Here is an 18,429-nt window from a genome sequence, read left to right on the forward strand (position 1 = left end):
AGATCAGAGATGAACGACCACTCGGCACCACGCGCGACCTCCGCCGGCCCGCTCGGCAGACGTACCTTCCTGGCCGCCACCGGTGCGGCTGCGGCCGGAGCGGCCTGGGCGGTCACCGCCGGCGGCAGGGCCCATGCCGCCCCGGCGCAGGCGTCGTCCTTCGCCGTGCCCCTCGACACCGTCCCGCACACCCGTACCTGGATGGCGTGGCCCGACAGCAGCGCCATCTGGGGCCGTCAACTGGCCGGTGTCCAGGCCAATATCGCGCTGATCGCGAAGACCATCGCCAAGTACGAACCCGTCACGGTCTGCGCCAACTCCGCCGGCGTGGCGAAGGCGCAGACCGCCTGCGGCCCGGCCGTGACCGTGATCGGCTCGATCCCGGTCGACGACTGCTGGATGCGGGACACCGGGCCGGTCTTCCGCACCGACGGCGCCGGCGGCCTGGACGCCGTCGGCCTCAACTTCAACGGCTGGGGCAACAAGCAGACCCACGCCAAGGACGCCCTGGTCGCCCAGCGGATAGCGGCGAGCCTCGGGGTCCCGTTCACCTCGGCGGGCCTCGTCGGTGAGGGCGGCGCCGTGGAGACGGACGGCGCCGGCACCCTCATGGCGACCCGGAGCAGTCTCATCAACACCAACCGCAACCCCAAGCTCAAGCAGGCCCAGATCGAAGCGGCGCTGTGCGCCGCGTTCGGCGCCGACCAGGTGATCTGGTTCAACGGTGTGACCGGACGCGACATCACCGACGACCACGTGGACGCCACCTCCCGGTTCCTGGCGGCCGGTGCCGGGCTCGTCCAGATGCCGACGGCCACCGACAACGACGCCTGGTCCAAGGACGCCCGCCAGCAGTACCAGATCCTCTCGGCGGCCAAGGACGCCGACGGCGATCCCATCGCCGTCACCCAGATCCAGGGCCCCGACTACGGGCGCATCCGGTCGAGCGACCCCAACTTCGTCGCGGCGTACGCCAATTACTACGTCTGCAACGGGGCAGTGATCTCGGCCCAGTTCGGCGACAGCCGCGCGGACGCCGCGGCCAAGTCGAGCCTTCAGCGGCTGTTCCCGGGCCGGGTGGTGGAGCAGCTCAACATCGACAGTCTCGGCGCGGGCGGCGGCGGCATCCACTGCGTCACCCAGCAGCAGCCCCGGCCCTGACGGGGTAACAGGCAGCCCGGCCTTCGAGGGCCGGAGGAAGGTGCTGACGGGCGGATTCCCGGGGTGTGGCAGACCGTAACTACGCCCGCTGCGCCGCCCGTTGGCGGACCAGTGCGTGATGCAGCGCATGGCGCAGGGCGGACGGGAGCCGCTCGCCGTCCGTGGTGGCCACCAGGGCACACGCCACGTCGCGCAGTTTGATGTTGCAGTGCTGCGACACGTCGACCAGCACCTTCCATGCCTGCCCGCGCGGGCAGGGCGCCAGGACCATCACCATGCCGCGGGCCTGGTCGATCACGGCACGGTCGGCCATCTCGCGGCGCAACTGTGCTTCTGGGAGCGGTAGTTCGAAGGCGGTCTCCGCGACCGGGAGGCCATCGGAGGGGGCCGCCGGTGCGGGCGGGGGCTGGACCTGGCGGCTCGTCGTCGTCCTGTGCACGGCGGGGCCTCTCTGTGTTGATCACCCCTGGTGCTAACGGTCCCCGCGGCTTTCGCGGCGCCGGCGGCCCCGGCGCTGCCGGTCGTACCGGCGGCTCCACCGGTCCTGACGGTCCCGGTAGTCCCGGTAGTCGCGGAACCCGTCGCCCTCGCCGCTGCCCCATCGGCTGAAGCCACCGCTCCGGTAGCGGAAGAGGCCGAACAGCACCACGGCCGCCGCCACCCACCAGAGGGCATTGAGGAATCCGAGGCCGAAGAGAAGCACGAGGAGCAGGGCGAGCAGCACAACCACGGCAGGCCTCCGGAGGCGGAAACGGTCGGTCGCTGCCGGGGACTGGGGCCTCGCCCGACAGCCTAGCCCCGCCCGATGGTTGCGGATACCCGCCGATGGGCGTCCGGCGTCTGGTCATGGGGTGCGGAGCGCACTAGCGTGCGTCTGGCAGCCCGCGACCCCGGCCGTGTCGATCGTCAGCAAGCCCTCGCACCACTTCGCGCATCGATGCCTGCGTCCCCGTACGACAAGAGGCGGACCCATGGCCCCGTGCGCCCCTCGGGCAGCTCCCGTGTGCTCGTGCTGCCCGCCGGCCCCCGTGCGCAACCACACTCAGCAGGCGGTACTCATGTACGCGCTCCTGTTCCCCGTTCTTGCCCCGTTCGTTCTGCTCGCCACACTTCTGGGCCTGTCGTGGTGGGAGGACTTCGTCCTTCCCCGAGCCGATCCGGACCCGCTGCCTCCCGCGAACGCCGACCCGCTTCCTGCCGAGGCTCCGCCCGGCCCGGCGGTTCCGGTCCGAGTCCCGCCGACTCGACCGCCCCGACTGTCACCTGCCGCCGACCGGAACGTGGGGCCGCTGGATGTCCTCCGGGTGGGCCGTGCACAGTACGGCCTCGTCGTAAGCGATGACGCCCGCCGCGACGAGGGCGTTGACACTGGTCTCCAGGGTCTGCATGCCGTCACGGTGGCCGGTCGAGACCATGTTGCGGATCTGGCGGGTCTTGCCCTCGCGGATCAGGTTGCGGATCGCTGACGTACCCACCAGTACCTCGAAGGCGGCCACCCGGCCGCCGCCGATCCGGGGGACGAGCGTCTGGTTGAGGATGCCGACCAGTGTGTGCGCCAACTGCAGTCGGATCTGCGGCTGTTGCTCGGCGGGGAACACGTCGACGATGCGGTCGAGCGTCTGCGACGTGTCGTTGGTGTGCAGGGTGGCGAACACCAGGTGCCCGGTCTCGGCGATGGTCAGGGCCGCGGAGATGCTCTCCGGGTCGCGCATCTCGCCGAGGAGCAGGACATCGGGGTCCTCGCGCAGGGCCGAGCGCAGCGCGGCGGGGAACGAGTCGGTGTCGGTGCCGACCTCGCGCTGGCTGACCGCCGAGCGCTTGTGCTGGTGCAGATACTCGACCGGGTCCTCGATGGTGAGGATGTGTGCCGACCGGTGCGTGTTGACGTGGTCGAGGAGCGCCGCCAGGCTGGTCGACTTCCCCGACCCGGTCGGCCCCGTGACCAGCACGAACCCGCGTGGCATCCCCGCCCACCCGACGACGACCGGGGGGAGCCCGAGCTGCTCGGGCGACGGCACGTCGAACGGGATGATCCGCAGCGCCAGCGCCGACGCGCCGCGCTGCACGAAGGCGTTCCCGCGCAACCTGGCCCGCTCGCCCCAGCTGAACGCGAAATCGACCTGCTTCTCCCTGCGGAACCGCTCCGTGAGTTCCCTGCCCAGCACCCCCGTCACCAGACGATCGGCCTCCGGCTCGGTCAGGGCGGCTCCCTCGACCGGTCGCAGGGCGCCGTCGACGCGGAGGAACGGCGCCGATCCGGCGGTGAGCAACAGGTCGCTGCCGCCCCGCTCCCAGAGCTCAGTGAGCAGGTGGTCGATGTTCGCGGAACTCGGCCCGGGCAAAACGGCCTCCAAGGTGGTGTGCTCGCTCATGGCAGGACCGTCCACTGCTTGACGGTGGCGGCGTGGCCGTCGAAGGACACGGCGGCCCTGACGAGCGGGCCGGACAGCAGGTCGACCCGGGCGCCGGCGAGGTGTTCGGTCGCGCGGCCGCTCCCGGCGGTGACGGTGTAGGTCACGCTCAGCCCGGCCAGCTGGGCGGCTTTGGTCAGGCCACACGGTGCCAGGTCGATCTGGTCGGTCACCGGGCGGTCCGAGCCGAGCCGGGCCGGCACGTCCAGCGCGTCGTCGACGCCGGTGCAGGTGTTGCCGGGGAAGTCCACCGACACCTTCACCGACTCCACGTCGCCGTCCTCGTGGTGTGCCACTCGCAGCACGACGTGGTCGAGCGGTCCGTTCGTGGCCGGCGCCGGCCGAGCGTAGCCGCCGAACGTGAGGGACGCCCGGCCACCGCCGGGGATGGTGGCGTCCGTGACGTCAACGGGCGCTCCGGAAGCGGGAGTTGTGAACCTGGAGATCGCGGTGACCGACGCCGGGTTCGCCGTCACGGCCGGATAGGTCGTGAACAGCACGGGCTCCGGCGGGATTCCGATCACCGGGCGGAGGTATCCGGCGGCCGGGCTGATGCCGAGACCGATGGTCCGGGCGATGATGCCACGGGTGACTACCTGCGAGCCGACCTGGGCCATCGACAGGTCGACGGCAGCGGTCGGCGCGTAGACGGTGCCGTTGATCACCAGACGGCTGTGGTCGGTGGCCGTGTCGGCGTCGTCGGTCGACTTCAGCACCGCGCAACCGCTGCCCGAGGTGAGGCAGCCGGACAGGGCCCTGATGGACGGGGCTCGGAACACGATGTCGAGCTCGACGCCGTCGAGTTGGTCGGCGGCTTCGGTACTTCCCGTGTCCAGCCTCGCCGCGTAGTCGACAGCGAGCTCGGACAACTGGTTGCCCCTCGTGACCCCGCAGGCCCCGAGGTCGACCACGTCGACACCGAGTGCCCCCGCATGCGCGGTCAGGGCGTGGCTCGCGTCGCAGGGGGTGCCGGTGCCGGAGACGGTCAGTGCGGCCGTGGGTGGCTTCGGCGGTGCGGGCGGTGCGGGCGGTGCGGGCGGTGCGGGCGGTGCCGGGGTGGTGTCGTCGTCCTGGTGCGATACGCGCAGCACGACCTTGTCGATCACCGCCCCCGCCGGCAGGGGCGGCATCGCGAATCCGCCGAGCTGGACCGACGCCGACGGGGTGGCCGTGGCGAGCCTCGCGGTCGAGGTGGCGGTGTCGATCGCTTGCGCGTCCTTCGGGTCGAGGAACGGCGCGGCGGTGGGCGTCGCGGTGCTGATCGCCGTGGTGGGCCGCACCGTGATCGGGGGTCGGTAGGCCAGTTCCAGGGTGGCGCCGTCGAGCTGAGCGGTGGCGGTGGTGCCGCCGGCGCCGAGGGCGGCGGTGTAGGTCACGACCAGACCGGCCAGCTGGGCGGGGTCGGTCAGCCCGCAGGTGGCGACCAGGTCCAGGGTGTCGGTGCCCAGGGTGTCCGGGTGCGTGGCGAGCTTCTGCGAGCCGGCGCAGGAGCGGGGCAGGCCGGGCCCGGTCAGGGTGACCGCGGCCGTCGGCGGCGGCCCTCCGCTCGCCCCGGGTTCGTCGCGATGCGCGACGTGCAGCAGGGCCGCGTCCAGGACCGAGCCGGGCGCCGGCGCGGGGGTGTCGTAACCACCGAGGTCGATGGTGGCGGTCGGAGTCGTGACCGAATCGAGGGTGGCGCGGGCGGAGTTGGCGCCGTCGATCGCCTCGGCGTTGTTCGCGGCGACGAACGTCGTCGACTCCGCGCTCGTCGCCGGCCGGGGCGACGGCGGGTCGTAGACGACTTCGAGCCACATGCCGTCCAGGGAATCGGTGCCCGCGGTGCCGCCCCCGTCCAGTGCGGCGCTGTAGGTCGCGGTCAGGCCGGTCAGCTGTGCCGGGTCGGTGATGCCGCATGCCGTCAGGTCGACGCGGTCGTCGCCAGAGGCGGCTCGCGCGGTGAGCGGCAGATCGGTACAACTGCCGCCTCCAACACCGGGGTTGACGTCGATTCGGGGGTCCGCGGCGTCGCCGGTCTCCCGATGGGCCACCCGCAGCACGGCGGAGTCGACCCTCGACCCCGGCGGCAGGGGCGGCCGGCCGAACCCGGCCAGGGTGATCGACGCGGACCGGGCCGCCGTGCTCAGACCGGCGCCGGCCGCCGACGGCGTCGGCTGTTCGCCGATCTCCAGGGCGTTGTCGGGATCGGTGAACCCGGTGGACGCCGTCACGGCGGTCGGCTTGAACGTGGTCGGCGTGCGGTAGGCGACCTCCAGCCAGATGCCGTCGAGGCGTTCGGTGGCCGTGGTGGCGTCGGTGTCCAGGGTCGCGGTGTAGGTCACCGTCAGGCCGGTGAGCCGGGCCGGGTCGGTGAGCCCGCACGCGCTGAGCAGGTCGATCGGGGGATCCGTGGCGAGCGCCGAGTGCCGGGGCAGGTTGTCGGTGCGGCAGGTGTCCCCGCCGACGGCGGTGGTGACCTTGACCGCGCCGGGGGCGGTCAGGCCGCCGTCGTCCTCGTGCTTGGCACGCAGCGTCGCGCTGGTGATGACCGAGCCGGGCGGCACCCGCGGAGTGAAGCCGGCGAGCCGCAGCGAGGCGGACCGATGGGCCGTCGGGTCCAGGACGGCGTCGGCCGTGCAGCTCGCGGCGCCCGTCGGCTGCGAACACCCGGGCAGGGTCGGCTGTTCGCCGCTGGTCAGGGCGTGAACCGGGTTGGCGAAGCCGGTGTTCGTGACCACCGCCGTCGGCTTCAGGGTGTGGGACGGCTTCGGCGGCTGGACCCCGTACACCGCCACCTGCTGTGCGTCCGGGGTCACCGGGGCGCACAGTTCGGCGTGTCCGCGGTCGACCTGGAACCGGCTGCCGCCGCCCATCATGACCTCGACGCCTTCGGGCCGCGTTGTGCCGCAGCCGCCCGGATCGGGGATGGCCGGGCGGGCGGGGGCCCCGGGATCCCAGCCCGCCGGCGTGCCGCCGACCACGCTGACCGTGGGATCGTCGACCGTCCACACCCCGGGGCCGCCGGTGAAGGTGAAGTCGAAGTAGTAGACGCCCGGTTGCAGCCACACGACGGCGTTGTGGCAGTCGCCGCCGGTGAGGCGGGTGAGGGCGCGGGCGTCGTCGTAGTAGCCGGGCCGTAGCCGCACCAGCCAGGAACCGGCGTCGGGACACGCGGGCACCGTCCGCCGGACCGGGACGGCCGTGGCGGGCGGGGTGTAGTCCGGGTCGGCGCCCACGACCTCGTCGGCGGGGGCCGACGGGGTGTCGTTGGCGCAGTCGTGCGCGTACGGCGCCTGGGTCGCGGGCAGCCGGGTCTGTGACACGGCACCGGAGCAGTCGCCGACGGCGGACACATCGCCCGACACCACCATCGAGGCACCTGCGCCGGTGGTGATGTCCGAGTGGGAGAACACGCTGCCCTGCACACGCAGGCCGTGCGAGGTGACGTTGATGCCGTCCTGTGCCGCCCGGCCCAGGCTGCGCAGCGCGTCCTGTGGCTGGGACGCGCGCGTGGCCGCCTCGGACGTGTTGAGGGGGTCGCAGTGGACGATCATCTGCCGGCCGTTGATCGGCGGGGCGGTGTAGTCGGCGCACGGGTTGCCCTGCGAGAAGTTCTCGATCGCGAGCTGTGTGGCACCGTCCGCGCTGTAACCCCGCTTGCCCTGGTCCACATACACGCCCGCGGCCTTGAGGCCCGTGCCGGCGAAGGACAGGACCGACACGGTGACCAGGCCGAAGACGACGACGAAGACCAGCGCGAGGATCAGTGTCGCGCCCTGTTCGTCGTCGCGCCGGCGGCGCGGATTGGGGCGGGCGGTCATGACGAGCTCGATCGCCGGACGGCGGTGAGGGCCGTCGGGGGCGCGGCGGGGTCGTTCCGCACGGTCAGCGTTACCTCCATGGGCGGGGTGCACGAGGTCTCGGCACCGCAGCTCAGAGTCACCGGATGGGGCGAAGCGGCGTTGTCGAACCGGCCGAGCAGCGTGGTGACGACGCCCGCTTCGGTGCACGTCACCCGGTTGAGGGCGCCGGTCGGCCGGTCGTAGGTGTAGACGACGTCGGTGCCGGGCCGGCTCAGGTGGACGATCACGCCGGTCGCCCCGCACGCGGGGTCGGTCGTGACGCTGTCCGCGCTCTGGACGTCGCCGTAGAAGTAGCGGTTGAGCGTGCCCAGCGCGCTGGTGGCGGCCACCCGCTTCTCGGTGCCCGCTGTGAACCGCAGTCCGAGGATGATCGCCTGGGGCAGCAGTACGCCGATGATGCCCAGGATGACGATCGTGACCAGCAGCTCGGTCAGGGTGAACCCCGACTCCGGGCGGCCCGTGGGCCGTTGCGTCGTCATGACAGCATCGACTCCCGCTTGACCACCTCAAGTGTCGCGTCCCTGACGGGGTGTGGGCCGCTCGAGCGCACGGTGAGCGTCACCTTCTGCACGCCGGTGTCGGCCGTCGGGCAGGACGGACCGAACGCACCCACCCCGTCCCAGTACTCGATCTCGACGGCCACGGTGTACCCGGCCGGCGGCGTCGGCGTCCCGTAACTCCCGGCGCAGGACACGTACGGGTCGCTGACGACCTTCTCGGCGGCGCTGCGGGCCACCGAATCGGCGCCGGTCACCTTCTGCTGTGTGGCCGAGCTGATGATCGCGGTGCCGATGCCCCCGAGGATGGTCACGAAGGCGACGCCCATGAGCACCACGGCGACGAGAACCTCGACCAGGGTCTCGCCCTCTTCGCCGCGCCGGCGCCACGCCCGGCCTGCCAGGCCGGTCATTGGACGTTGACCTGGTTGTAGACGCCGTAGATCGCCGAGATGAGGGCGACGGCCACGAACCCCACGACGACCCCGACCATGATCACCACGGTCGGCTCGAAGAGACTGGTCAACCGCTTGAGCTTGTGGTGCAGTTCCTTCTCGTAGAACTCCGACACGTTCTCCAGCTGGTCGTCCAGGGTTCCGGTCTCTTCCCCCACGCGCATCATCTGGGTGACCGCCCCCGGGAACAGCTTGGTGCGGGCGATCGGCCCGGAGATGCCGCCGCCTTCGAGCATCTCCGTTCGGGCCGTCCCGATGAACCGTTCGTACACCAGGTTGTTGGCGCCCGAGCCGGCCAGGCTGAGCGCCTCCGTGATGGGCACGCCCGCCTTGATCATCGAGGTCAGGATGCGGCAGAACCGTTCGATGACCATGAAGCGGACCACGTCGCCGACCACCGGCAGCGTCAGCAGGAAGCGGTCGCGCAGTACCCGTCCGCGCTCGGTCCGCAGTCCGGCGATCAGTGCCACGACGAGCGCGACGAGCACGCCGACGATGGCCGGATACCAGGCCGTGACGAAGTCGGTGAAGCCCAGCAGAATCCTTGTCGGCAGCGGCAGTTGGGCGTGGAAGGACTCGAAGAACACCTTGAAGCGCGGCAGCACGAAGACGACGAGGACGAGGACGACGGCGATGGCCAGACCCATCACCAGGATCGGGTAGGTCAGAGCGGAGCGGATACTGCGCCGGCCCTCGACGTTGCGCTCGATGTAGCGGCCCAACTGGGCCATCACCACGTCGAGTTCACCGGTCGCCTCCGCCGAGCGGAGGACGGCGATGTAGAACGGCGGCAGCGCCTTGGCGTGGGCGGCCATGGCCACGGCGAAGCCTTCGCCGAAGCGCAGCGAGTCCATGACGTCGACGAGCACCTTGCCCAGCTTCTTGTCCTTGGTCTCGGCGCGGATGATCTCCAGGGCGTCCAGGATGGGCACTCCGGCCTTGATGAAGGCGGCCATCTGGCGGGAGAAGTTGCTCAGCTCGACCAGGTCGACCTTCTCCGCGGTGAGTTCGAGCCGCAGCAGGTTGCGGCCCTCGGCCTTGACCGACCGCACGTCGTAGCCCTGCCGGGCCAGGCTGTCGGTCACGCCCTCGACACTGGAGCCCTTGAGTACGCCGGTGGCCTGTTTTCCGTCCGGGCCGACCGCGACATACTTGAAGGTGGCCATGCCGATGCCCTCCTGGTTCCCGTGTCAGTGGTTCGCGTCGTCAGTGTTCGAGTGCGGCATCCCGCACCGGGCTAGACCACGTACACGCTGGACATGATCTCGGCGATGGTCGTGATCCCCTCCTCGACCAGACGGACGCCTCCGTCCAGGAGGCTGTCCATGTGCTGCTCGCGGGCGGCCTTGCGCAGGCTGTCGATCGGCGCCTTCTCGACGAGCAGCCGCTTGACCGCGTCGCTCATCACCAGCAGTTCGAAGACGCCGATCCGCTCCTGGTAGCCGGTACGGGAACAGAAGTTGCAGCCCCGGCCCTGCCAGAATTCGCTGTCGGTCGAGCCGCCGGCCTTGGCGAAGAAGGCCAGTTCGTCCACGCCCGGCCGGTACGGCTCGCGGCACTGGTCGCAGATCCGCCGCACCAGTCGCTGGCTGACCACCCCGGCGACCGTGGAGGTGATCAGGAACGGCTCGATGCCCATGTCGACGAACCGGTGCAGCGCGGAGCAGGCGTCGGCGGCGTGGATGGACGACAGGACGAAGTGGCCGGTGAGGGCGGACTCGACCGCGATCCGCGCCGTCTCGGCGTCCCGGATCTCGCCGACCAGGATCACGTCGGGGTCCTGGCGGAGGATCGAGCGCAGCCCGGTCGCGAACGAGATCCCCGCCTGGTCGTTGATCTGGATCTGGTTGATCGACGGGAACACGTACTCCACCGGGTCTTCGATGGTGGTGATGTTGCGCTCGCTCTGGTTCAGCTCGCCGAGCGTGGCGTACAGGGTGGTCGTCTTGCCGCTGCCGGTCGGTCCGCCGCAGGCGACCATGCCGTAGGGGGAGCGCAGCAGGGACGAGAACCGTTCGTAGGTCGCGGCGGGCATGCCGAGCTCGGCGAGCCGGAACAGGGTGCGGTTGCTGTCGAGCAGCCGCAGCACCGCCTTCTCGCCCCAGATCGTGGGGCTGGTCGCGACCCGGATGTCGACCGGCCTGTCGTCGATCTCGGTGGCTATCTGCCCGTCCTGCGGGCGCCGCCGGTCGACGATGTTCATATTCGCCATGATCTTGATCCGGCTGACCAGGGACGGGCCCATGTTCTCCGGCAGGCTCAGCACGTCGTGCAGCGCGCCGTCGATGCGGTACCGGACCCGGACCCGGTCGGCGTGGGGTTCGATGTGGATGTCCGAGGCCCGGTCGCGCAGGCCCTGGGTCAGCATGAGGTTGACCAGGTGCACGATCGGCGCGTCCTCGCTCACCACCCTGGCCCCGGAGGCGGTGCTGCGGCCGGTCTCGGTCGCCTCGAAGGCGTCGACCAGGCTGCTGACGCCGGCCAGCGCCCGGTACGTGCTGTCGATCGAGCGCCGGATGTCCGAGGGGGCCGCGATGGCCAGCCGCACCCGGTCCGGCGCGACGGCCCGGCCGACCTCGTCGAGCACGCGCGGGTCGCCCGGGTCGCCCGCCGCGATCAGCAGCGTGCCTTCGGCCCGCCGTACCGCGACGACGCCCAGCGAGCGGGCCAGCGCCTCCGGCACCCGGGCGGCCGCCTCGGGATCAGGTTCGCTCTGGCTCAAGTCGGCTACGGGGACGCCGAGTTGAACAGACAGAGCCTCGACCAGGGCCCGCTCGTCGACCATGCCGAGTTCGACCAGCAGGGCGCCGAGCCGCTTGCCGGATGCCGACTGCTGGAGGAGCGCCTCGTCCACCTGCGCCGGGGTGAGCAGCCCGCGCCGCACCAGCAGTTCCCCGATGCGCGGCTGCTTCTGCCCCGCGGGCGCCGACTGCGCCGCGCGAGCCGTCGCGTCCCCGGCCGGTTCGCCCACCGTGACCGCGGACGCCACGGGGCCCCGTGCTCCATCGGGCAGGGCGCCGCCCTCGCCCGCTGGGTCTGTCGTCGCCGCGCGGCGCCGGAGAAGCCGGCGATTCGTCAAGGAACCCACCCTTTCGCGCATCCGGAACAGCGGCCGATCACGCGAAGCGAAAGCATCCGCAGTAACTGTCAGCAGCTGATTAGTCAGCCGGATACTACATGAGCCCACCGGGCTGCCGCCCGCACCCCGGGGGCGCGGTGCCCGTCGAAGTCACCTCTTGTAAGTCCAACGCCCGCTGCGTAGTCTGCCGCTGATTACTCAGGTTGTTACTAGCACTCGGTTCGCTGAACCGGTCGCCGTAAATGGAGAACGATGTCCACACACCTGCAAGGCAAGTCGCACCGGCGAATGCGTGCGCCGAACGAGACGGCGGAAGCCGGCTTCACGCTCATCGAGCTTCTCGTGGTCATCGTGATCCTCGGCATCCTGTCCGCCGTCGTCGTCTTCTCCGTTCGCGGCATCAACGACAAGGGCCAGGGGTCGGCGTGCAAGACCGACAAGTCCACGATCCAGACCGCGGAAGAGGCGTACTTCGCCAGTGACAACCGCGGCGTGTACGGCACCATGACCGACCTGGTGAACGGCGGGTTCCTGTCCACCGCCTCCACCTGGTACGACGCCAATCCGAGCGGCGCCACGTACGACATCACGCCGAAGGCCGCACTCCCGGGTGGCCAGTCGAACCCCTGCACCTGATGCGGGGGAGTCCGCACCGGACGTGACCGGCCGGCGGTCGTCGCACGGCCGAGTTGGCCAGGTGGCACCGGAAGGCGCCACCTGGCGAACGGCGGTCGGCGCATCGCCGGAGCCGCCGTGCGTCCGAACGGTCCTACGGCTGGTGGGCGAGGGTGCGGCGCGGGTCGCTGATGCCTGGAGTGCCGCTCCGGAGCGCTCGCATCGCGGCCGGTCTTGACGGATGTGCACGCTGAGGCACCATTGCGCCCATGTCATCCATATATGTCGTTTTCATCGGTCTGTTGGGGCTCGCGGTGGGGTCGTTCCTCAACGTCGCCGTCTCCCGGGTACCGGCCGGCGGCTCGGTCCTACGGCCCCGCTCCGCCTGCCCGCGCTGCGCGACGCCGATCGCCGCCCGGGACAACATTCCCCTCGTGTCCTGGCTCCTGCTGGGCCGGCGCTGCCGCGCCTGCCGGGTTCCGATCCCCGCGCGCTACCCGCTCCTCGAAGCGCTCACGGCGATCCTGTTCGCCGCCGAGGCGCTGCGCTTCGGCCGGACCGAAGCGCTACCGGCCGAACTGGTCTTCACCGCCGGGCTGTTGGCCCTGGCCGCCTGCGACGCGGAGGAGTTCCTGCTCCCTCGGCGGTTGGTCTACCCGACGCTCTGGCTCACCGCCGTCTGCCTGATCGCGGCCGCGGCGGCCACCGGGCAGTGGCATCGGCTCGGCGTCACCGCGGTGTGCGGAGTGGGCGCGTTCGCCGTGTTCTTCGCCCTGCACTGGGTGCGGCCGGCCTGGCTCGGGTTCGGTGACGTGCGCCTGGCCGGCCTGCTCGGCACCGGCCTCGGCTGGCTCGGTCCGGGGCATCTCGTCTTCGCGCTGCTGGCCGGGAGCACCGCCGGCTTGCTGGTGGGCATCGCGCTCATGGCGACGGGGCGGGCGACCCGCCACACCCGCCTGCCCTTCGGCGTGTTCCTCACCGCCGGCGCCATCGCCGCCATCCTCGTGGGCGCTCCCGTCATCCACTGGTACGAGAGCGTGAGCGACCCCTACGCGGTGGGTGTGCCGCTCACGACGGTCCGCTGACCACACGCACCCGGGCCGGACTCCGCGGCTCCGGACTGGGCGGGCATCGCCAACACCACCTGCGATCCTTACCCTGGTTACTATGAAGGAACTTGATCTGCCACTGGCCGAGTGGATCGTGCTCGCGCTCCTGGCCGAACGACCCAGTCACGGCTTCGCCCTCGCGAGCCTCACCGCCGAGGGCGCGGAAATCGGCGAGTTCTGGTACATCTCGCGCCCCATGGTCTACCGGTCGATCACGCGGCTGGTCGAGCGCGAGCTGATCACGCCGGTCGGCGCCGAGGAAGGCAACCGCGGACCGCAGCGCATGATCTACGCCGCCACTCGCTCGGCCAAGACGGCGGTCACCCGGTGGCTCAGCGAACCCGTCACCGAACTGTTCGACGTCCGCGCCGACCTCACGTGCAAGCTTCTGCTGCTCCAGCGTCGCGACACCAGCCCGGCTCGCCTGGTCGAGCGTCAACGGGTCGTCATCGACGAGATCGAGGAGTCGCTGCGCGCCAAGGAGCACGCCGCCGGCGACCACATCGCCCGCGCGAGCTACGCCTGGAGACTGGAACACGTCCGTGCCGCCCGCCGCTTTCTCGACGCCGTCGACGTCGACTCGCCGCGGCCGGCCGTCAAGACCGGCTGACGGCAGGCTCGTGTTCATTCCTCCCTCGGCATCCACGACACCGCCGCGCGCGTGCCACGACCCGATCCGGTGGACACCGGACGACTCGACGGGCCGGGTGTGCCGGCGCGCGACGGGCCCGGCGATCGCGCCATCGTGATCGCCGGGCCCGCGACGCATCTCAGCGTCCTGTAGACAGCCGCCGGAACGGCTCGTCGGTTACGGCACCTCGACGACGGTCTCGCAGGAGCCGCCGGCCGCGATCGCATCCGTGCCCGGGAGCGTCGGACCGCCGTTGGCGTCGCCGGCGCAGACGTCCGTGCCGCTGCCACCGGCCAGGGCGTCGCTGTCCGCGCCACCGACCACGATGTCGTTGCCGCCGCCACCGGAGAGCGCGTCACCGCCGGCCCCGCCATGGAGGGTGTCGTCGCCGTCACCGCCGCTGATGGCGTCGTTGCCGTCGCCACCGTCGACGTAGTCGGCGCCGCTGCCGGCCGAGACGGCGTCGTTGCCACCGAACGCGCAGATCGTGTCGTTGCCCCCGTTCCCGCTGACACTGTCGTTCCCGTTGCCGGTCACGATCACATCGGCGCCGCTCGTGCCGTTCACGACTCCGTTGCCGGTGATCGTGGCGGCGAGACCGCGACAGCCGGCCGAGACACTGATCGTCACGGTCGCGACGTTCGAGTCGTCCGTGCCGTCAGATGCCTTGTACGTGAAGCTGTCGGTCCCGACGTAGGCGCTGCCGGGCTGGTAGCTGAACGCGCCGTCCGGGGTGAGTGTGAGGGTGCCGTGCGTCGGCCCGGCCACGAGCGACGCCGTCAGCGCGTTGCCGTCGGCATCCGCATCGTTGCCGAGGACACCGGGAGCGCCGACGACGAGCGGGGTGTCCGCCCCGACGTGGCCGTACGACTCGTTGGTGGCCGTAGGCGGCCGGTTCGTCGTGTTGAGCAGCACCGACGCGTCGGCGACGAACGTCGCCGCGCTGTTGCTGTTGGCCGTGGCGACATCGGGACGACCGTCGCCGTCGAGGTCGCCCACCGCTGTGGCCTGCGGGTTGCGGCCGCCGTTGAGTCCGAACGCGAGCGGTCCCGCGAACGCGCCGGTGCCGTCGCCCTCGAGCACCACGGCCTCGTCCGAATCGGCGCTGGAAACGACCAGGTCGGCGTGGCCGTCGCCATTCAGGTCGGACACCGACACGGAGGTGAGGTTCGCCCCCGCCGACAGGACGTTCGCGGTGCCGAACCCGCCCGTGCCGTCGCCGAGCAGGACGGCGACGCGCCCTGGCGTGCCGGGCGCCACGACGACGGCGTCCAGCTTGCCGTCCTCGTTGACGTCGGCGAGCCTGAGCTTGGACGGCAGGGCCACTCCGGCGGGGACGCTCGACGCCGTGCCGAAGCCCCCGTGCCCGTCGCCACGCAGCACGGAGAGCGTGCCGCTCGACGCGTTCGACGTGATGAGATCCAGATGGCCGTCGCCGTCGAGATCGGCGGCAGCGATGCCTTGCGGATTGGTACCGCCGCCCAGTGCGAACCGCGTCGCCACGCCGAACGTGCCGCCGCCGCTGCCGAGCACTGCCGAGACGTTGTTCGTGTTCGCGTTGGACGTCGCGAGATCCGGCTTGCCGTCCTCGTCGAAGTCGCCCACGGCGACGTCGGTCGGGAAGCGCGCCACACACGGGTTGTCGCCCGTGGTGTCGCACCCGGCCGTCGGGTTGAGCCGCACCGCCGCTCCCGCGCCGAGCGCGCCGGAGCCGTCGCCGAGCCAGACCAGGGCCGCGTTGCCGCGCGCGTCCTGACTGATGACGTCCATGTGGCCGTCGCCGTTGACGTCGCGGAGCACAGCCGAGCCGAGGAAGACGCTCGAAACGGTGCGCGGCGCCGCGTACTTCGTCACCGCGCCGAAGCCGCCGCCGCCCGAGCCGAGGAACACGCCGAGGCCCTCGGCGCGGATCGCCGTCACGAGGTCCGGTATCCCGTCGTGGTTGAGATCGCCGATCGTGACGGCGGCGCTGCCGCGGCCGTTGTCGTCGAGGTTCACCGCGGTGGCGAAGCCGGTCGGGTGGGCGACGGCGGCCGAGACGGGGCTTCCGGCCAGCACGACGGTCGCCAGCGCGAGGATGAGTGTCGGAACCCGGCGTGAGCGACGGCCTGTGACCGTGACCGAGCGGTCGCTCGGCGCGAGGTGCCGACGTGGTGATCTGTGCATGAGTGAGGCCCCTCCTCAGGGCCTGACGAACAAGAGTCGGGGACGCACTTCGGCACTGCGAGTGCCGGTCGGCACCCGCAGTGCGGCAGTTGCCGATCCGGGCCGAGGTTCACGGCGGGATGGGTCGAACTGGACTCAGGGGAACGGTAGTTGGCGTTGCCGCCGGATCGCGCTTCGGCGGTCCTGCCGCCGATTGGCAGAGCGGCGGCCGACGGGGATCGGCGCGCCGGGACCGTCGGCGGGCGATGTTCGCGCCCGGCCGACGGTCCGGTGCCAGTGTTCCGAATCGCCTAGTAGCCGTAGGCGGCGAGGGTCGACTGGATGGTGGTGTCGTTGTCCCACTTGCTGTTGAACAGGTTTTCCCAGGCGGCCTCCGCCCCGGAGTTGCCGCCGTTCAGGGCGACGCCGTACTGCTCGATGTCTCCGTAGGCCGAGTACGCGCTCGGATCGACGTCGGCCCACGTGTTGGGGTCGTTGCCCGTGGTGCCGTTCAGCGAGCTGGACGTCCAGCTCACGTGCATGATGTTCGACTTCGCGACCAGACCCAGCTGGGTGTTCCCGCCGGCGTTCGCCGTCACCGCGCCGCGCACCTGGCTGATCCCCGACTCAAGGCGCACCTTGCACGCGGTGCCCGCGCTGTCGCACGCGCTTCCGGTGAACACGTTCTGACCCGCCCCGCTGGTGACCCAGGAGAACCCGTTCTGGATCAGCGCCTGCTTGGACGCGGCGCCGAACGGCGCGGAGGCCGGGTCGGCGACCGCGATCCGGTGCCCACTCGTCCCGAGCCAGGTCACCACCGCCGGGATCGTCGTGGGGGCGCCGCCGGTGACCGGCGACGCGTCACAGCGAGGCGACTGCGCCTTGCCGTTGCCGCTGCCGTTGGCGTCCGCGCCGAACGCCAGCGGCGGAGTTCCGCCGTTGGACGGGTCGTCACCGTGAGTCGAGCCGGCCCAGCTGCCGCTGCAGCTGTAGATCGCCAAGTGCCCGATCGCCACGGCGTGTTTGCTCGCGACCGCGCCGTTGCACTCGACGCTCCCGCTCGCCGTGCACGTCCCGCCGTCCGCGGTCGGGATGACCGCGTCCACGTTGGTCTCGTCCGCCGACAGGAACGCGTCGATGTGCAACGGCCCGTTGACGCAGTTGTTCGACGACGAGGGGTCGCACGTGGTGTAGGGACCGGCGCTCTTCAGCTGCTGGCGCAGGCTTCCCGATGTGATGCCGCGCATCGTCGACGTATCGATCGCCGGCTTGTTCCAGAACCCGCCGACCTGCGACGCGGTGTTCGCCGAGAACGTCGTGAACGACCCGAGCGACTCGATCGCGCCCTTCATGTCCTTCACCGCGGGATACATGTTGTTCGCGATGCCGACCTGCGAACCCGTCGAGGCGAATCCTGTCGGTGCCGCGGCGACGATCAGCGCCGTCGCGAGGGCGCCCACGGCGAACGCGTTCCGTACCCGGCGCATCGCTCTGAAGCCGGAGTCGGGGGCGCTTCGGGTGTGTCTGGATCTTGGTTGCATCTGCTACTCCTGGTGGATCCGATGGGTGGCGGCTGCCACCTGTGCACCCCGCTGGTGGGGGTGGGCAGATGTGCCGGAACGCCTGGCATCTGCGTGGTCCTCCGGCATGGCGGTGCCGCACATGCCTAGATGGTGCGCACTCGGGATCCCAGTAGTCAATGATTGACAACCGGGCTCGCCGCGCATGTAATGCACGTATCCAGCCTGCGACGGTTCGGCGGCCGAGTGTGTGCCGTCGGCCCGCTGCGGGACGCGCGAAAGGGGTCGGCGGCACGATGGGCAGAGGCGTGAAATGGCACAGTTGAGCAGACCGTCGCGCTCGCGCGCGATCAGGTGGGGTGGGCTGGTTCTCGCGCTGGCCGCCGTGGCGCTGGTCGTCGTGACGCTTGCGCGCGACGGGTCGGGTTCGGCCGCCTCGGCCCAGGGGTCCGACCCCGCGTGGTGCACGCCGGGCACTCAGCGCACCGCGCTCTGCCCCCACAGCAAGGTGTTCGACGCGAAGCAGTACGCCGTCCACGGCGACGCCTTCGAGTGCATCGGCTTCGCCAGTCAGGCGGATGCCCAGGCGGTGCTGCGGGCCGACCCCAGCGACCCGAACCACCTCGACGACGGAGGCGGCGTCGCGTGCCGTGGACTGCCAAAACCGCGCGACACCACACCGGTTGCCGCCATCGCGCAGCACTTCACGTGCGGTCCTGGCGACACGCGCAGCGCGCTCTGCCCGCAGCCGAAGCGGTCCTTCGACGCCCGCTACTTCCTGCGCTACGGCAATGACGCCTACGACTGCGCGGACTTCGCCAGCCAAGCGGACGCGCAGGCCGTGCTGCGTTTCGCGCCGGCCGACCCGAACCACCTCGACGACGGGAAGGGCATCGCCTGCCCCGACCTACGGGGAGCCAAGGACGTCAAGCCCGTGCGACGGGCAACACCGTGACGCGGCAAG

Annotated in this window: 15 protein-coding genes; 5 read left to right on the forward strand and 10 right to left on the reverse strand. The window is 71.2% G+C overall.

Features of this window, described 5'->3' with window-relative positions; genetic code table 11:
- The first annotated feature begins 9 nt into the window (after nt 1-9).
- The gene (locus tag ACFYZA_RS03205; RefSeq protein ID WP_388486668.1) at nt 10-1,161 is read left to right on the forward strand and encodes an agmatine/peptidylarginine deiminase; all 1,152 of its coding nucleotides are present in this window, start codon (nt 10-12) and stop codon (nt 1,159-1,161) included.
- Between the two features lie 79 nt (nt 1,162-1,240).
- On the opposite strand, the gene ACFYZA_RS03210 is transcribed toward ACFYZA_RS03205, so the two are convergent.
- From ACFYZA_RS03210 to ACFYZA_RS03245, 8 genes are all read right to left on the reverse strand, one after another.
- A complete protein-coding gene (locus tag ACFYZA_RS03210) occupies nt 1,241-1,600 on the reverse strand; it encodes an ANTAR domain-containing protein (RefSeq protein ID WP_388486670.1) in 360 nt (119 codons plus the stop codon).
- Nucleotides 1,601-1,633: 33 nt separating this feature from the next.
- Nucleotides 1,634-1,891 carry a hypothetical protein gene (locus ACFYZA_RS03215; RefSeq protein WP_388486671.1) on the reverse strand — a complete coding sequence of 86 codons (258 nt, stop codon included), beginning with the start codon at nt 1,889-1,891 and terminating at the stop codon, nt 1,634-1,636.
- 529 nt (nt 1,892-2,420) lie between these two features.
- Nucleotides 2,421-3,533, reverse strand: a complete 1,113-nt coding sequence (locus tag ACFYZA_RS03220) for a type IV pilus twitching motility protein PilT (protein WP_382583937.1) — start codon at nt 3,531-3,533, stop codon at nt 2,421-2,423.
- Nucleotides 3,530-7,372 carry a hypothetical protein gene (locus ACFYZA_RS03225; RefSeq protein ID WP_388486674.1) on the reverse strand — a complete coding sequence of 1,281 codons (3,843 nt, stop codon included), beginning with the start codon at nt 7,370-7,372 and terminating at the stop codon, nt 3,530-3,532. The genes ACFYZA_RS03220 and ACFYZA_RS03225 overlap by 4 nt, the downstream gene beginning before the upstream one ends.
- Nucleotides 7,369-7,893 (reverse strand): type II secretion system protein, encoded by a 525-nt coding sequence (locus ACFYZA_RS03230; protein WP_382583930.1) that lies wholly within the window; start codon nt 7,891-7,893, stop codon nt 7,369-7,371. Before ACFYZA_RS03230 ends, ACFYZA_RS03225 begins: the two co-directional genes overlap by 4 nt.
- Nucleotides 7,890-8,324, reverse strand: a complete 435-nt coding sequence (locus tag ACFYZA_RS03235) for a type II secretion system protein (protein WP_388486676.1) — start codon at nt 8,322-8,324, stop codon at nt 7,890-7,892. The genes ACFYZA_RS03230 and ACFYZA_RS03235 overlap by 4 nt, the downstream gene beginning before the upstream one ends.
- The gene (locus ACFYZA_RS03240; protein ID WP_388486679.1) at nt 8,321-9,532 is read right to left on the reverse strand and encodes a type II secretion system F family protein; all 1,212 of its coding nucleotides are present in this window, start codon (nt 9,530-9,532) and stop codon (nt 8,321-8,323) included. Before ACFYZA_RS03240 ends, ACFYZA_RS03235 begins: the two co-directional genes overlap by 4 nt.
- A 71-nt stretch (nt 9,533-9,603) precedes the next feature.
- Entirely contained in the window at nt 9,604-11,355 is a 1,752-nt protein-coding gene (locus tag ACFYZA_RS03245) for a GspE/PulE family protein (protein ID WP_388486680.1), read from the reverse strand.
- 342 nt (nt 11,356-11,697) lie between these two features.
- Between ACFYZA_RS03245 and ACFYZA_RS03250 the strand changes: the two genes are divergently transcribed.
- The 3 genes from ACFYZA_RS03250 to ACFYZA_RS03260 all read left to right on the forward strand — a co-directional run bounded on the left by ACFYZA_RS03250 (nt 11,698) and on the right by ACFYZA_RS03260 (nt 13,779).
- Nucleotides 11,698-12,081, forward strand: coding sequence for a type IV pilin protein (locus ACFYZA_RS03250; protein WP_382583918.1), 384 nt, complete (start codon nt 11,698-11,700; stop codon nt 12,079-12,081).
- A 248-nt stretch (nt 12,082-12,329) separates the two neighbouring features.
- Complete coding sequence (locus ACFYZA_RS03255; protein WP_388486682.1) at nt 12,330-13,145, forward strand: prepilin peptidase; 816 nt, start codon at nt 12,330-12,332, stop codon at nt 13,143-13,145.
- Between the two features lie 82 nt (nt 13,146-13,227).
- On the forward strand, nt 13,228-13,779 hold the full coding sequence (locus ACFYZA_RS03260) for a PadR family transcriptional regulator (RefSeq protein ID WP_382583912.1): 552 nt from the start codon (nt 13,228-13,230) through the stop codon (nt 13,777-13,779).
- Between the two features lie 198 nt (nt 13,780-13,977).
- Here the strand turns inward: ACFYZA_RS03260 and ACFYZA_RS03265 are convergent, their stop codons facing one another.
- Together ACFYZA_RS03265 and ACFYZA_RS03270 are read right to left on the reverse strand one after the other, a co-directional pair.
- A complete protein-coding gene (locus tag ACFYZA_RS03265) occupies nt 13,978-15,966 on the reverse strand; it encodes an FG-GAP-like repeat-containing protein (protein WP_388486684.1) in 1,989 nt (662 codons plus the stop codon).
- A 290-nt stretch (nt 15,967-16,256) separates the two neighbouring features.
- A complete protein-coding gene (locus tag ACFYZA_RS03270) occupies nt 16,257-17,486 on the reverse strand; it encodes a hypothetical protein (RefSeq protein ID WP_388486686.1) in 1,230 nt (409 codons plus the stop codon).
- 301 nt (nt 17,487-17,787) lie between these two features.
- On the opposite strand from ACFYZA_RS03270, the gene ACFYZA_RS03275 reads away from it, so the two are divergent.
- The gene (locus ACFYZA_RS03275) at nt 17,788-18,420 is read left to right on the forward strand and encodes a hypothetical protein (protein WP_382583903.1); all 633 of its coding nucleotides are present in this window, start codon (nt 17,788-17,790) and stop codon (nt 18,418-18,420) included.
- Nucleotides 18,421-18,429: the final 9 nt, after the last annotated feature.

This window comes from Streptomyces sp. NPDC001828 (assembly GCF_042892175.1).
Lineage (GTDB): Bacteria > Actinomycetota > Actinomycetes > Streptomycetales > Streptomycetaceae > Streptomyces.

Bases quoted from the DNA above. Each gene is read 5' to 3' on its own strand.
- ACFYZA_RS03205 (WP_388486668.1), top strand. From the start codon at position 10: ATGAACGACCACTCGGCACCACGCGCGACCTCCGCCGGCCCGCTCGGC.
- ACFYZA_RS03220 (WP_382583937.1), bottom strand. From the start codon at position 3,533: ATGAGCGAGCACACCACCTTGGAGGCCGTTTTGCCCGGGCCGAGTTCC.
- ACFYZA_RS03225 (WP_388486674.1), bottom strand. From the start codon at position 7,372: ATGACCGCCCGCCCCAATCCGCGCCGCCGGCGCGACGACGAACAGGGC.
- ACFYZA_RS03230 (WP_382583930.1), bottom strand. From the start codon at position 7,893: ATGACGACGCAACGGCCCACGGGCCGCCCGGAGTCGGGGTTCACCCTG.
- ACFYZA_RS03235 (WP_388486676.1), bottom strand. From the start codon at position 8,324: ATGACCGGCCTGGCAGGCCGGGCGTGGCGCCGGCGCGGCGAAGAGGGC.
- ACFYZA_RS03240 (WP_388486679.1), bottom strand. From the start codon at position 9,532: ATGGCCACCTTCAAGTATGTCGCGGTCGGCCCGGACGGAAAACAGGCC.
- ACFYZA_RS03250 (WP_382583918.1), top strand. From the start codon at position 11,698: ATGTCCACACACCTGCAAGGCAAGTCGCACCGGCGAATGCGTGCGCCG.
- ACFYZA_RS03255 (WP_388486682.1), top strand. From the start codon at position 12,330: ATGTCATCCATATATGTCGTTTTCATCGGTCTGTTGGGGCTCGCGGTG.
- ACFYZA_RS03260 (WP_382583912.1), top strand. From the start codon at position 13,228: ATGAAGGAACTTGATCTGCCACTGGCCGAGTGGATCGTGCTCGCGCTC.
- ACFYZA_RS03265 (WP_388486684.1), bottom strand. From the start codon at position 15,966: ATGCACAGATCACCACGTCGGCACCTCGCGCCGAGCGACCGCTCGGTC.
- ACFYZA_RS03270 (WP_388486686.1), bottom strand. From the start codon at position 17,486: ATGCAACCAAGATCCAGACACACCCGAAGCGCCCCCGACTCCGGCTTC.